The 13,558-nt window shown below is 64.1% G+C and carries 12 protein-coding genes; 2 read left to right on the top strand and 10 right to left on the bottom strand.

Features of this window, described 5'->3' with window-relative positions:
• From clpA to IVB50_RS19785, 3 genes are all read right to left on the bottom strand, one after another.
• Entirely contained in the window at positions 1-2,406 is a 2,406-nt protein-coding gene (gene clpA, locus IVB50_RS19775; protein WP_018455181.1) for an ATP-dependent Clp protease ATP-binding subunit ClpA, read from the bottom strand.
• 290 nt (positions 2,407-2,696) lie between these two features.
• Entirely contained in the window at positions 2,697-3,029 is a 333-nt protein-coding gene (clpS, locus tag IVB50_RS19780; RefSeq protein ID WP_018455182.1) for an ATP-dependent Clp protease adapter ClpS, read from the bottom strand.
• 781 nt (positions 3,030-3,810) lie between these two features.
• A complete protein-coding gene (locus IVB50_RS19785; protein ID WP_007603238.1) occupies positions 3,811-4,149 on the bottom strand; it encodes a phasin family protein in 339 nt (112 codons plus the stop codon).
• 373 nt (positions 4,150-4,522) lie between these two features.
• Between IVB50_RS19785 and IVB50_RS19790 the strand changes: the two genes are divergently transcribed.
• Positions 4,523-6,370 (top strand): D-alanyl-D-alanine carboxypeptidase, encoded by a 1,848-nt coding sequence (locus IVB50_RS19790; protein ID WP_247297035.1) that lies wholly within the window; start codon positions 4,523-4,525, stop codon positions 6,368-6,370.
• A gap of 224 nt (positions 6,371-6,594) precedes the next feature.
• Here the strand turns inward: IVB50_RS19790 and IVB50_RS19795 are convergent, their stop codons facing one another.
• The 4 genes from IVB50_RS19795 to IVB50_RS19810 form a co-directional block, all read right to left on the bottom strand.
• Positions 6,595-7,320 (bottom strand): DnaJ domain-containing protein, encoded by a 726-nt coding sequence (locus IVB50_RS19795; protein ID WP_018455184.1) that lies wholly within the window; start codon positions 7,318-7,320, stop codon positions 6,595-6,597.
• A 53-nt stretch (positions 7,321-7,373) separates the two neighbouring features.
• Positions 7,374-8,123, bottom strand: a complete 750-nt coding sequence (locus tag IVB50_RS19800; RefSeq protein WP_018455185.1) for a hypothetical protein — start codon at positions 8,121-8,123, stop codon at positions 7,374-7,376.
• A 121-nt stretch (positions 8,124-8,244) separates the two neighbouring features.
• Positions 8,245-9,105, bottom strand: coding sequence for an alpha/beta fold hydrolase (locus IVB50_RS19805; RefSeq protein ID WP_007603233.1), 861 nt, complete (start codon positions 9,103-9,105; stop codon positions 8,245-8,247).
• A 345-nt stretch (positions 9,106-9,450) separates the two neighbouring features.
• Positions 9,451-10,374 (bottom strand): division plane positioning ATPase MipZ, encoded by a 924-nt coding sequence (locus IVB50_RS19810; RefSeq protein WP_018455186.1) that lies wholly within the window; start codon positions 10,372-10,374, stop codon positions 9,451-9,453.
• Positions 10,375-10,655: 281 nt separating this feature from the next.
• On the opposite strand from IVB50_RS19810, the gene panC reads away from it, so the two are divergent.
• The gene (panC, locus tag IVB50_RS19815; RefSeq protein ID WP_085395610.1) at positions 10,656-11,507 is read left to right on the top strand and encodes a pantoate--beta-alanine ligase; all 852 of its coding nucleotides are present in this window, start codon (positions 10,656-10,658) and stop codon (positions 11,505-11,507) included.
• Here the strand turns inward: panC and IVB50_RS19820 are convergent.
• From IVB50_RS19820 to IVB50_RS19830, 3 genes are all read right to left on the bottom strand, one after another.
• Entirely contained in the window at positions 11,504-11,944 is a 441-nt protein-coding gene (locus tag IVB50_RS19820; protein WP_085395609.1) for a DUF1489 domain-containing protein, read from the bottom strand. The two genes, panC and IVB50_RS19820, sit on opposite strands and share 4 nt — an antisense overlap.
• Before the next feature lie 42 nt (positions 11,945-11,986).
• A complete protein-coding gene (locus tag IVB50_RS19825) occupies positions 11,987-12,952 on the bottom strand; it encodes a hypothetical protein (protein ID WP_247297036.1) in 966 nt (321 codons plus the stop codon).
• A 159-nt stretch (positions 12,953-13,111) separates the two neighbouring features.
• Positions 13,112-13,315 carry a hypothetical protein gene (locus tag IVB50_RS19830; RefSeq protein WP_007611353.1) on the bottom strand — a complete coding sequence of 68 codons (204 nt, stop codon included), beginning with the start codon at positions 13,313-13,315 and terminating at the stop codon, positions 13,112-13,114.
• Positions 13,316-13,558: the final 243 nt, after the last annotated feature.

Below are 13,558 nucleotides of genomic sequence, written 5' to 3' on the forward strand. Positions count from 1 at the left end.
TCAAGCCTTGACCAGCGGGCTCTTGGTCGGCCCCTTCGAGCCGCCGGGGCCACCGGGCTTGGACTTGCCCGGCGGGCGCTTGCGGGCACCCGGGAGCTTCTCCTGCTTCGGCGTGACCGGACCCTCGACGAACTCGAAGCCGATCTTGTCCTTGGTCTCGTCGGCCTCGTCCTTGACCAGAACGACGCGGACATGGCCGCCACCCTTGAGCTTGCCGAACAGCACCTCGTCGGCCAGCGGCTTCTTGATGTGCTCCTGGATCACGCGAGCCATGGGACGTGCGCCCATCTGCTCGTCGTAACCATGCTTCACCAGCCAGGTCTTGGCGGGATCGGACAGCTCGATGGTGACATCGCGATCGCCGAGTTGCGCTTCGAGCTGAAGCACGAACTTCTCGACCACCGTACCGATCACCTCAACGCTGAGATGGCCGAACGACACGACGGCATCGAGACGGTTGCGGAATTCCGGCGCGAACTGCCGGTTGATCGCCTCGTGGTCGTCGCCTTCCCGCTTCGAGCGCGTGAAGCCGAACGCCTGCTTGGCGAGATCGGACGCGCCCGCGTTCGTGGTCATGATCAGGATCACGTTGCGGAAGTTGACCTGCTTGCCGTTGTGGTCGGTGAGCCGGCCGTGATCCATGATCTGGAGCAGCACGTTGTAGAGATCGGGATGCGCCTTCTCGATCTCGTCGAGCAGCACCACGCAATGCGGATGCTGGTCGACACCGTCGGTGAGCAGGCCGCCCTGATCGAAACCGACATAGCCGGGAGGCGCGCCGATCAGGCGCGACACGGTGTGCCGCTCCATGTATTCGGACATGTCGAAGCGCAACAGCTCGACGCCGAGCGACGCCGCGAGCTGTTTCGCGACCTCGGTCTTGCCGACGCCGGTCGGACCCGAGAACAGATAGCAGCCGATCGGCTTCTCCGGCTCGCGCAGGCCGGCACGCGCCAGCTTGATCGAAGCGGCGAGCGACTCGATCGCCTTGTCCTGACCGAACACCGTGCGCTTCAGGGTCTGCTCAAGATGCTTGAGCACCTCGGCATCGTCCTTCGACACGCTCTTCGGCGGGATCCGCGCCATCGAGGCGATCGTGGTCTCGATCTCCTTGATGCCGATGGTCTTCTTGCGCTTGTTCTCGGCGACCAGCATCTGCGCCGCGCCGGATTCGTCGATCACGTCGATCGCCTTGTCCGGCAGCTTGCGGTCGTGGATGTAGCGCGAAGAGAGCTGCACCGCAGCCTCGATCGCCTCATTGGTGTATTTCAGCCGATGGTAGTCTTCGAAGTACGGCTTGAGGCCCTTGAGGATCGCGATCGCGTCCTCGACCGTCGGCTCGTTGACGTCGATCTTCTGGAAGCGCCGCACCAGCGCGCGGTCCTTCTCGAAGTGCTGGCGGTATTCCTTGTAGGTGGTCGAGCCCATGCAGCGGATGGTGCCGGAAGCCAGCGCGGGCTTGAGCAGATTCGAGGCATCCATCGCACCGCCCGAGGTCGCGCCCGCACCGATCACGGTGTGGATCTCGTCGATGAACAGGATGGCGTTGGGATGCGCCTCGAGCTCTTTCAGCACCTGCTTCAGGCGTTCCTCGAAGTCGCCGCGATAGCGCGTACCGGCGAGCAGCGTGCCCATGTCGAGCGAGAACACGGTCGCAGCCGCCAGCACCTCCGGCACCTCGCTGTCGACGATGCGCTTGGCCAGGCCCTCCGCGATCGCGGTCTTGCCGACGCCGGCCTCGCCCACGAACAGCGGATTGTTCTTCTGCCGGCGACACAGCACCTGGATCGCGCGGTTGATCTCGGAATTGCGTCCGATCACCGGATCGATCTTGCCGTCGCGCGCCTTCTTGTTGAGGTTGACGCAATAGGTCTCGAGCGCCTCGCCCTTCTTCTTGGCGTCCTCGCTGCCCTTGGTCTCGGTCTCCTCGTCGACACCGCGCACCGGCCGCGCCTCGGAGACGCCCGGCCGCTTGGCAATGCCGTGGCTGATATAATTGACGGCGTCGTAGCGCGTCATGTCCTGCTCCTGCAGGAAATACGCGGCATGACTCTCGCGCTCGGCAAAGATCGCGATCAGCACGTTGGCGCCGGTCACCTCTTCGCGACCGGACGACTGCACGTGGATCACCGCGCGCTGGATCACGCGCTGGAAGCCTGCGGTCGGCTTGGCGTCATCGGCGCCGTCCGTCACCAGGTTCTCGAATTCGGTCTCAAGATAATTGACGAGGCTCGTACGGAGCTTGTCGAGGTCGACGCTACAGGCGCGCATGACGGCGGCTGCATCGGAGTCGTCGATCAGGGAGAGCAAAAGATGCTCGAGCGTCGCGTATTGGTGATGACGCTCGTTTGCGATCGCCAGTGCACGATGCAGGGATTGTTCAAGGCTTTGGGAAAAAGTCGGCATTCGCGTCCTCTATGGCCCCCACCATCATGATCGCCATCGCCCGGTCAGGCAACAACAACCTTTGTCACATATAGTTATACAAGATCGCGGCGAAAGACCGGTTCCGCGACTCAGGCGGCTGCACAGCTACGGTATTTTTTGATGCAAAACCCGTTCCGGTTTGGGCACGATCAGCACCGGTCCGAAATTCCGTAGTTTTGCCCTCTGCAACGAACATCGCGCGCAGACATCACGCGGCAATCACACTGCGACATGCACAAGAACCGGCTTCGAATGCGCCGTAACGTGTCTTACTTCTTTTCCATCACGCATTGCAGCGGATGCTGGTGCTTGCGCGCGAAATCCATCACCTGCGTCACCTTGGTCTCGGCGATCTCGTAGGTGAACACGCCGCACTCCCCGATCCCGTGATGATGAACGTGCAGCATGATCTTGGTTGCGGCCTCGGCGTCCTTCTGGAAGAATTTCTCCAGCACATGAACGACGAATTCCATCGGCGTGTAATCGTCGTTCAGGATCAGCACACGGTACAGGTTCGGCCGTTTGGTCTTCGGCTTGACCTTGGTGATGACGGACGTGTTTGGCGCGGAAGGACCGCCGGAACGGTTCTCGTCGTTGCTCATCAGGGCAGCGTGGGCGGCGGCGGCCGCGGAGGGATCTGGTCTGGAAGACAGTTGCGGCATGGCTCAGGCGTTCAAATTCCCCACGGAAGCGTATGACGGTTCGCCGCGCAGCCCCGGCCTTCGGAGCTTCGCACAGGCGCACCGCCTTTTTGGATCGCCGCTTCCAGCCGGTCCGGTCCAAACCGGATCGGCCTCACCGAATATGGGCCTGCCCCCGGCTCGCCGCAAGCGTGCGGCAGTTCGGCCGATGCGGCCATGGCGGTCCCGATTCCCGGTCCGGGCGATCCTCACCAAGGTTAATCAATCCGGACTGATTTGACAAAAGCTTCCGCCCCGCCGGTTTAGAAGATGTTCACCAGGAACCCGGCCAGCAACGCGGCTGCGGCGGTTTCGCGCGGGCTATCTCCGGTTATCTACGGACCAATTTACCCTCAATGGCGTGACGCGAAAACGGGCAAAGGCACAGATTTCCGGGGATCGTCACGCCTCGCAGATCGACGCGCGGCAGAAGAAGCTGTGCGATAACGCCAAGGCGGCGAACATCAGGATCCATACGGTGCAGGTGAACACCGGAGCGACCCGACCTCCCGCGTGCTGCAGTATTGCGCGAGCCGCACCGACAAGTTCTATCTGATGACGAAGGCAGATCAGACGTCTCGATGTTCAAGGAAACCGGCACGCTGTGGAAGCTGCGATGGCGCGCTGAGACCTACACTTCGAGACAAACAAAAAAAGCCCGGCTACTGCAGCCGGGCCTTTGATTCCAGGACGTCAGGAAACGTTAGCTGGCGGCCGGGGTGAACTTCGACACGATGGTCTCGACCGGCTTGAACGCCTGCTTGGCGAGGTCGCTGTAAAGGCCGGCGATCTTCTGCGATTCCGCGACGAAGGACTCGTAGGCGGAACGGGCGAATTCGGTCTGCGCTTCGACGGCCTTGTCCAGCGACTTCACGCCGGAAAGCTTCTCGACGAAGGACTTGGTGTCTTCGAACGACTTCTTGGTGTAGTCGCCATAAGCGCTGGCGATCGCCTGAAGGCCGTGCTGCATCGACGTCGCGGAGGCGACGTACTGCTCGAAGTGCTCTTTCCCGTAGCCCTGAAAGTCTTCAACCTTGAACATTCGGAATCCTTTTCCCTAGCCTGTCGGAAGCCCCGGCTCCCTGACTCTGCTCACGATTAGTGCAACGCACAAAAAAGTCAAGAATTTTGTGCGTCGCACAAAATTTGCCAAGATTCCCGGGGTTTCCCGCAATGGTTCCTTAAGCTTTTGGAAACCGCGGCCCCCTACCTTGATTCCCTGGACGTGTTCAACTTCCACAAGCGGCCAAAAGCCGTTGGAGAACATCACCTTAGCCAGAACAGCGGCTCAGGTCCAACGTCCCCCGCGGCGAACATCTGCGGAGGACAGCCTGAGCAGGTAATGATCCCGGGTCCCTTGGGCACAATTTCGCCTCACGAGCCGGTGATCAAGTCACAAACGGGGACGGGGTTTCATGCTTCGTAAAAACTTGTCTTCCTCGCGCTTGGCGCGGGTTGGCGTTTTTGGGCTTCTTGCGGTCACGAGTGCAGTCATCTTCACCACCGATGCTGCCGAGGCGCGGCGCCACCGGCGTCACTACGCGCAACACCGCGTGCAGCGCGATGTGTCCGAGAGTTCCAGCCCGAAATTCGCGTCGATCATCGTCGACGGCAACTCCGGCTCCGTGCTTCAGGCCACGAGTCCCGACGGGATCCGCCATCCGGCCTCGCTGACCAAGATCATGACGCTCTATCTGCTGTTCGAGCGCCTCGAGTCCGGGAAGATGAAGCTCGACACCGAGATGCCGGTGTCGCAGCACGCCGCCGATCAGGATCCCACCAAGCTGAACCTGCGTGCCGGCCAGACCATTCGCGTCGAGGACGCGATCAAAGGTCTCGTCACCCGCTCCGCCAACGACGCAGCCGTTGTGATCGCGGAAGCAATTGGCGGCGACGAGGACGACTTCGCCCAGATGATGACGCGCAAGGCGCGTTCGCTCGGCATGTCCAGGACGGTTTACCGGAACGCCAACGGTCTTCCCAACGACGAGCAGGTCACGACCGCGCGCGACCAGGCCACGCTCGGCCGCGCCATCCAGGAGCGCTTCCCGCGCTACTATCGCTATTTCGCGACCTCGACGTTCAACTGGCGCGGACAGTCGATCCGGAACCACAATCATCTGCTCGGGAATGTCGAGGGCGTGGACGGCATCAAGACCGGCTATACTCGCGCCTCCGGCTTCAATCTCGTGACCTCGATGCGCCGCGGCAACCGCCACCTGATCGGCGTGGTGCTGGGCGGCCGTAGCGGCGGCTCGCGCGACGCCATCATGCGTAACCTGCTCGCGGAGAACCTCGATAAGGCCGCGACCGCCCACACCGTCGCCGCGGTCACCGAACGCAACGGCTCCGACGCCGCTGCCGAAGTCGCCGATACATCGGACACCCCGGCCCGTTCCGCTCCGCAGGTCCAGGCGTCGGCTGCCCCTCCTCCCGAAGCAGCCCCGTCGCGTCTCGCCGCGCGCCTTTCGACGCTTGCGGCTGCGGCTGCCGCGGTGCCGTCGGCTCAGCCCAGATCTGAAGCCAATAGGCCTGAAGTTCGGCCGATAGAATCCAAGATCGAGCCTGCGCCGCTCACCAATGGCGTGATCTCGAGCCAGCCGCTCTCGATCATCCCCGGTTCGTCCGAACCGATGAAGCCGGTCCGGGTCAAGACCGTCCAGGTCAAGGCCGGCGCGGTGAAGGTCGCCTCCGCCGCCCCGGCTCAGATCGCACCGCAGGTCACGAGCACGATCGCATCCCGCTCCGAAGTCGCCGAAACCTCCGGTGCCGTCGTCGCCCGCGCAGACCTCATCAACAAGCCCGAGGCCAGCCAACCGGAAGCTCCGAGGGCCGAGATCACCCGTGCCGAGCTGCCGCGGCAGCCGGCGGGCTTCGGCACCGGCAACGGCACCCTCGGCGTCTTGCCGGCCGCCACCGCCGCCGCACCCGCCCCGGCTGCTGCGAAGCTCGCATCAGCCGACCCGGCGCTGCAGCCGATCCAGATGAGCGCCACCACGAAGCCGGTTGCTACCCACAGCGGCTGGATCGTTCAGGTCGGCGCGCTCGAGAGCGAGAACGAAGCCCAGCAGCGCATCGACGCGGCGCGCAGCTCGGCTCGCGGCCTGCTCAGCAAGGCCGATCCGTTCACCGAGCCGGTCGTCGCGAAAGATAATCGCAAGCTCTACCGCGCCCGCTTCGCCGGGCTCGACCGGGACCAGGCCGAAGCCGTCTGCCGCACCCTGAAGCGCGCCGAGATCTCCTGCATGACCGTCCGCAACTGAACTTTCGCACCGCTCCAATGAAAATGCCCGCGCCTTGCGCGGGCATTTTCATTTTCGGGATGCGGTGACCGACGAGGCTGTTCCACGACAACCTCTCGTCAAGGATTTACGGTTAAAACTTTACGCAAGGGATCGACCACGCCGACAATGGCGGGCATCGGGGCGACGGCAAACAGAGCAAGCAGAGCTCACGCGGGACGAGCGTTTGTAGCGTGGTGCCGGAGTTAGCCGTTATGCGTGCGAAGCAGAGTATCCTTGGCCTCGTTTACACGGGCAGCGAGATACGTCGAGCCCCCCTGGTCGGGATGCAGTTTCTTCATCAGGGACTTGTGAGCCCGGCTGATGTCGTCACGCCCCGCCCCCGGCTGCAGGCCAAGGATCTGATAGGCCTCCTCCGTCGTCATTTTACCGCTCGCCACCGTGCGGCGCTGCCCCCCTGCCGCGTCGCCCTGCGCGTTCTGACGCCAAGCGGGAAACCGGCGGTCCAGATAGCTTTCAAGTAGGGCCACGCTCTCGGCGTCGAACGCCGGGACCATTGCCAGCAGGGCCGCGAGATCAAACTCATCGAGATCGCGCCCGGCGTGAGGCCCGGCGACGATCTGGCCTCCGAGCTGGCCGGAATCGTGATCGAGCCGCATATCCAGGAATTGCGAGCGCACGCGCGAGGCCTGACCGGCCGGGCGCGTCGCGCCCCCGCCGAACAGCCCGCCGATATTGCCGAAGCCGGCGTTTGCCATCGGTGTCCAGCCCAAGAGCCCGGCGCCGAATATCCCGAGCGGGATCGCCACCACCAGTTCGCCCTTCAAGCCCGTGAACGCTGCGACAGCCAGCGCCACCACGCCGCCACCGAACCTGATCGCGCGTGCCAGCACGGCCGGATTGGCCGAACGGAACATCTGGAGCAGCAAATAAAGGGTGATAATGGCGATAGCGCCGGCGATCAGGGTCATGGCCGGAATATAGTCGGCCTACCGCCAAAAAGCATCGTGTCCTTGCGCCAGCGCTACTTCATCTGGCCGATCAGCCTGGCCGCGCCACTGGCGGTCTTCGCCAATTGCAACAGCGCCTCGCGTCCGCCGGCCGCGTAGGCGGCGGCTGCGCGCAACAGCTCGCGCAACTGCGCCGCCGCGCCCGGATCGAACCGGCACCAAGCGCCGCCGGTCAGGCGCGCGATCTCGCGAAAGGCCTTCTCGGCCACCGCGTCATGGCCTTCCTGAAAGACGAACACAGGCACTTTGAGCATGCCGAGCTCGCCTGCCTTGGCGCAGAGCTGGTCGACGTTCTCCTCCATGGCGTCGCCGACGAAGACGACGGCGCGCACGCCGGATGCGACGGCCTCGCGCCGCGCCTCGCTCAGCACCTTGCCGATCTGGGTGTCGCCGCCACGGCAATCGATCTTGCTCATCAGCGCCGCCAGCCTGGCGCTGTCGGAGATCCATCCCGTGGCGCGGCACTCGTCGAAGCCGCGATAGTAGACGAGCCGGATGTCGAGACTGCCGAGCGCGGCGGTCTCACGGAACATGTCGGCCTGAAGCGCGCAAGCCATGTCCCAGGTCGGCTGCCGGCTCATCGTCGCATCCAGCGCGAAGATCAGCCGCCCTTTTGCACCGGGCGCATGCGGTGACAGCGCGCGCGCGTTGGCGACGAAGGCGGCGATGTCCTCCGAGGTCGAGGTCCCCGCCTGCGGCACAGCGTCGCCTGGTTGCGCCGAGACGGCATCGCGGCCGCGCGGTTTGATGGGTTCGCCGGACATTTCCTTGACCCTTGCGTGAGCGGCTAATGTGGTCAGCACATGCAGCCCGGTCAATGCGCAAAGCCCCCGCAGGCGGCAGCCGGCGGAGGCTTTGAAATTGGTATCGACGACGAGGAAGGCGTCAGCTCTTGGCGGGCGCCATCAAAGCGACCGGCCCGGGCTCGAGAATCTTGGGTGGGGACGATTGCGTGTCGACCGGCGCCACTTCACTGTCGGTCGCGCTCAGGAACTTGTCGAGCATGCCCTGGATCGAGTTCTTGGCAGCATCCGGACCGGTGTCGCGCATGTCGTTGTGCTGGAATTCGGTCTTCACGACCTGGATGCCGGCCTTCTCGCATTCTTCGTCGGTCGGGATCACACCCGCATCGGCCTTGAACTGCGGATCGGTGGAGCGGAACGACAGGATCTTGAACTTCCCGGCGGTGACGAAGGGCACGCGAAGATTGTCGAGTGTGACGACCTTCTTGACCTCATCCGGATACTGCTTGGCGAAATACATCGTGATGTCGCCGCCCATGGAGTGGCCGACCATCGTCACCTTTTCGTAGTCGGCGTTGGGCTGAACCTTCTTCATCTCCTGCATGGCGAGATGGATGTTGGCGACGCCGCGCAGGATCTGCGGCAGCCGGCCGACATAGATCTCGCCCGGCTTGGTCACCATCGGTGGATCGGTCGGCAAATCATGCTGCGGGCTGACGACGAGGTAGCCGCGCGCGGCGAAAATGTTGGCGAGGAAGCCGTACTCGGTGTTCTTGACGGTGTTGCCGTGGTTGATCACGGCGACCGGCATCGTGATCATGCCGGCATTGGCCTGCATTTCCTTGTCACGACGGATCGCGATATCGACGGGCACCGCACGGTTGTCGCGCGAGGCATCGTAGAAGGTGATGGTCTCGTGCCTGATTGCCCACTTGCTCGCCGTGAAATAGGCGACGCCACAGAGGGCACTGACCGAAACCAGAACGGCAATTCCACGCTTCATTTTCGTCCTCAGCCTCAGGCTCTTGCGGCCTGAATCCCTGTTGAAAATCGTGTTCTTCCGGAGCTCTTCGGCCCCTGGTCGCCTATTCCCTAATATATGTCACAGCCGCGTGACAGGAAGGCCAAATATTGTGAACCGGCAGCCCTTTCATTGTGCGGCGCACACGTTTCTTGGGCATCTCGCTCTCACACGGCTACGTCAGGGTGCACGTCACCATCCGACGCAACCTGTCTCGATCGGGTTCCGTTTTGCAGTAAACACGGGGTGAAAACGGTTGAGCGCGGGCTCGGTTCCCCGGGGGAGACCGGCCTCTTGATCGACTGGAAGTAGCGATGTACCGCCGCCTCAAGCGCCGAGGATGTCGTGGACCTCGAGCGGCTTGTCGACCTGGTTGAACCACTCGGCGCGATTGGCCGCGCGGCGACGTCCGCGCTCGTCGAGCGGAAGCTTGAGCTGGCGGAGCAGGCTCGTCACCTCCTCCCGTGCGGTGAGATGGCCGAGATTTGGCCGCATGCCGAGCGTGGCCTCGTCGATCTCGTCCAGCGCGGTCAGACCGCGCGGGAAGAACTCGCGATAGACGACCCGTTCGGCGAAGCCGTCGACGTAGCGGAAGCCGAGCCGCAGCGACAAATCCTTCAACCCATCGGCAACGAGCTGCTTGTTGCGGGAGCCGAGCATCGACAGGCGGTTGCGCACCACGATCCAGTCGGTGGTCGCACCGTCGAGCTGGCGGCGCTTGCGCCTGACATCCCGCACCATCTCGGCGTAGTGGCTCTCGCCTGTCACCGCGTAATTGGCGGGATCGACAGTGCCGAGCACATCGAAATCGAGGAAGCTGTCATTGATCGGGGTCACCAGCGTGTCGGCCATCGAGTGCGCAAGCCGCATCAGGTAGCTGTCGGTGCCGGGCGTATCGATGACGATGAAGTCGAAGCTGCTCTCGACCGCCGAGACCGCCTCCATGAACTGAAGGAACTCCGAATTCTCGTTCTCGGCAACCTGCATCGTTTCGCCAAGCTTGATGCAGCGATGCAACGGCAGTTCGAGGTCGAGCTTGGTTCGGCGCGCCCAGGCGGAACGGTTGTTGATGTAGTGAGTAAAGCTCTGCTGACGGCAGTCGAGGTCGATGGTGGCGACGCGCTGGCCGGCTTTGAGAAGCGCGACTGCGATGTGCAGGGCGGTGGTCGACTTGCCGGAGCCGCCTTTCTCGTTGCCGAGCACGACCACATGCGCCGAGCCGGACTGGCCTTGGCTAGCTTGCACAAGCATCGCGATCCTCAACACCCCTAACGAATATCTTCGAGTTGGCCGCGTCTGCGGTCAAGTGAAATGCGTGACAGGCAAGACAAATCGCGGCGCGCTGACCTTCATCATGAATCGCGGCGCCGCTTCGCGTCTGTGATCCAGCCCACAATGCCGCGACGCTTGCGCGGCTTTGCGCGGGATGCTGTGCCGCATCCGGATGCATGGCGTCCATGGTCGCCGCTTGTTAAGGTTAGCCTGCCGGGCGCCGGAACGCGCCCGTCGATTCCCAATCCCGTCGAGTTCTGATGTCACGCAGCCCCTTGATCGCCCGCACGGTCCCCACCTTGCGACGCGCCGTCGACAATCTTCGCAAGCGAAAGGCGACGATCGCGCTGGTCCCGACCATGGGAGCGCTCCATGACGGCCATGTGTCGCTGGTGCGCCTGGCCAAGCGGCGCGCGAGCCGCGTCGTGGTGTCGATCTTCGTCAACCCGACCCAGTTCGCTCCGACCGAGGATTTTGGCGCCTATCCGCGAACCTGGAAGGCCGATCTCGCCAAGCTCGCCGCCGAGGACGTCGATATCGTCTGGCATCCCGGCGCCGAGGCCATGTACCCGGAGGGCTTTGCCACCCGCATCATGCCGGAGGGACCGGCGCTGGCTGGCCTCGAGGACCGCTTCCGCCCGCATTTCTTCGGCGGCGTCGCCACCGTCGTCGGCAAGCTGTTCACCCAGTGCCGGCCGGATGTCGCGATCTTCGGCGAGAAGGATTTTCAGCAGTTGCGGGTGGTGGCGCAGATGGCCCGCGACCTCGAGCTCGGCGTCAAGGTGATCGGCTCCCGCACCGTGCGCGAGCGCGACGGGCTCGCGATGTCCTCGCGCAACGTCTATTTGTCGCCACAGGAGCGGCAGACCGCGACCACGCTATACCGCGCCATGAAGGAGAGCGCCGGGCGCATTCGCGCCGGCGAAGCGGTCGCGCCCGCAATGGCGCGCGGTGCCGCGATGATCACGGCGGCCGGCTTTGAGCTCGACTATTTCGAAGTGCGCCATGCAGCGACCTTGGCACAGGTCAGCTCGCGCAACGACGGACCGCTGCGCATCCTGGTCGCGGCCAAGCTCGGCACCACCCGGTTGATCGACAATATCGCGGTTTAGAGCAGCCCGAGATCGCGCAGTTCGCGCCGCATCGGCTCCGGCATCGCCGCGATCGAGCCGGCGGCGGACTTGCCGAGATCGGGCGGCACCGAATCGTCGGCGAGATAGCGCCAGCCCTGGAACGGGCGCATCGGCCGCGGCGACACCGGAATCACCTTCGGCTGCATCACGATCCGGCAGCGCCCGATGCCGTCCTTGTCGCGGAACGGCTCGATGCCGATGATCTTTTCGCGCGCGGCGACCTCGCCCTTGATCACCCAATAGAGCGACCCGCCCGACAGGATCTCGGCGTCGCGCTTGGGCACCATGCGGGTGATGTGGATGTGATGTTGCGGCAGACCCTTCTTCTTGGCGGTCTGGATCCGTTCGGCGGTCCACTCCTTCAATTCCTTGACGGATTCGCAGCCGACGGCGAGCTTGATCAGATGTAGTGGCATGCCCCAGCATTAGCCGGACAGCCACGCATTTGGAATGCCGATCTACTCGTTATCCGCAGCCGGGGCAGCCGCGGCCGGCGGCGTGAGCGGAACCGGTGCTGCCGCCGGCGCCCGCGCAGCCTTCGGCGCAGGCGGCTTCTTCGCGGCGGGAGCTGCGGCCTGCGCCGAGGCCGCTGCGGGGGCGCGCGGAGCCGCCGCGTTTGCGGTGGGCGCCGCCTGACGCGTCGGCGGCTCGGGATTCATGATGCTGACCGGCGGCGTCGACGAGGCACTCGGGAAGTCGGCATTGGTCGGCTTGCCCGTCGGCATCGACGGCGGCAGTCCCGCAAGTGCGGCAGTGGCCGGCAACGATTGCGCTGCTGCAGGCGCATTCCAGGTCGGGGCGTAGCGCGCGACCAGCGTGTCGTAGAGATGGGAATCCATGTTGGCGGCGACCTGCTGCTGGTCGGTCAGCGAGCGGAAGGCCGCACAGTCGAACTGCGTGCAGCCGTCGCGCACGACCAGTACCTGCGCGACCAAGCCATAGCGATCACGCTCCAGCGATTTGCGCAGCACCTTGATGTCGGGCGTCAGGCTCTTCTCGGCGGTCGCGGCATCGCCGAGCGCCGTCAGACGGTCGATCCTGGCCGCGGTCGTGGAGACGGCCGCAGCGGCCACGTCCGGCGCGCCGAACAGCGCCTTCTCGCAGCCCATGGCCACGGCATCGCCGGCGAGATCGTCGAGACAGGACAACGCCGGCAGGCTCGCGGTCATCGCCGCCTGTGCGCGCGCCTCGGTCGGCGTGGTCTGCCCCGCCGGTCCATCGACGCGCACAACAGCAGCCAGCGCGATGGCAATGGCGAGCAGCGCAAGGACGGTCAGCGCGCCGTTGGCGACCGATCGTTCGGCGCGCAGCAGCGTGACCAGGAGGATCAGCCCGAAGAAGCCGGCAGCCACCAGCATCATCCACATTGGAAAGGCCGGCGAGCGCCAAATTTGGTCGAGCGACGAGGCCCATGCCCAGTTCATGCGCGACGTCCCCTCACGCGAGCAGAGAGCGAATGGTCAAAGCGAGTACCGAGAGTCGGCAACTGCCCCCGGCCCACCTTTTGAAGGTGAAGCGGGCCTTTTGACGGCGGCAGAATACAAATTCCCGGGGACGCGCCAATGCGCGGATAGCGTCGGCCTTCAGGACAGCGCGAGCTGGCTTTCCTTGGCGACACGTTCGAAGGCTTCGGTCGAGCTCTTGATCCGGTACTGACAGTCGTCACCATCGGTCGGCAGGAGGCGGATGACCTCATACGAACCGCTGGCAGCGGGGCGTGCGACATTGCTGGCGGTGAACAATACGCGCGCGCCAATAGGGAATTTGTGCTTCAACACCCTCTCCATCACTCAAACAACGCCTGCCACGCCCATGGTCCCACTGCGTCGGCCGGCCGGAAACCCGGCCGCTGTATAGCATGCGACGAGCGTTTTTGGCCAGCAGTATGCGACATGGCAAACGTGCGAATTTTGCAGTTATTTCAGAGTGATGCCGTCAGCCGACGATACCGCTGGAACCGGTTCTTCCGGGGGTATGGGGCAAACGGCCGTCGGGGCTGGCGTGATCCACCATCTTGGGCGGTTCCTGGG

It is taken from the genome of Bradyrhizobium sp. 87 (genome assembly GCF_023073015.1).
GTDB classification, from domain to species: domain Bacteria; phylum Pseudomonadota; class Alphaproteobacteria; order Rhizobiales; family Xanthobacteraceae; genus Bradyrhizobium; species Bradyrhizobium canariense_D.